The organism is Streptomyces sp. SID12488 (genome assembly GCF_010548275.1).
In the GTDB taxonomy this organism is placed as follows: Bacteria; Actinomycetota; Actinomycetes; order Streptomycetales; family Streptomycetaceae; genus Streptomyces.
This window is the reverse complement of record NZ_JAAGLT010000096.1, coordinates 1-710: the sequence shown is the minus strand read 5'-3', so window position 1 is coordinate 710 and position 710 is coordinate 1. Positions and strand designations below refer to the sequence as shown.

General features: G+C 69.7%; 1 protein-coding gene. It reads left to right on the top strand.

Annotation, left to right across the window (positions count from 1 at the left end):
- Window positions 1–18: 18 nt before the first annotated feature.
- Window positions 19–710: acyltransferase domain-containing protein (locus G3I56_RS42650; RefSeq protein WP_343240234.1), on the top strand; the 692-nt coding region annotated here is incomplete at its 3' end.

Sequence of the window (710 nt, the reverse complement as noted above, 5' to 3'; positions counted from 1 at the left end):
GCGGGGGCGTTGGATGAGGTGTGTGGTGTGTTGGATCCGTTGTTGGGTGGGTCGTTGAGGGGGGTGTTGTTCGCGGCGGAGGGTTCGGCTGGGGCGTTTTCGTTGGGGGAGACGGGGTGGACGCAGCCGGCGTTGTTCGCGTTCGAGGTGGCGTTGTTCCGGTTGGTGGAGTCGTGGGGTGTGGTGCCTGACTTTGTGGTGGGGCATTCGGTGGGGGAGTTGGCGGCTGCGCATGTGGCGGGGGTGATGGATCTGGCGGATGCGTGCAGGTTGGTTGCTGCTCGGGCCGGGTTGATGCAGGGGTTGCCGGGCGGGGGTGTGATGGTCGCTGTGGAGGCCTCGGAGGCAGAGGTGATGGCCGCGATCGGTGACCGCGGTGACGAAGTGGGGGTCGCGGCGGTGAACGGGCCCTCCGCGGTGGTGGTGTCCGGGGCCGCGCATGCCGTGGAGGAGGTGGTGGGAGCGTTGGCTCGGGAGGGCCGGCGGGTGCGGCGGCTTGAGGTGTCGCACGCGTTCCACTCGCCGTTGATGGAGGGGATGCTGGAGGAGTTCCGTACGGTGGCCAAGGGGGTCCGTTACCGGGCGCCGAGGTTGCCGGTGGTGTCGACGGTGACGGGCCGGGTGGCCTCGGGTGAGGATCTGCGGTCCGCGGACTACTGGGTGGACCAGGTCCGCCGGCCCGTCCGCTACGCCGACGCCGTCACCACCCT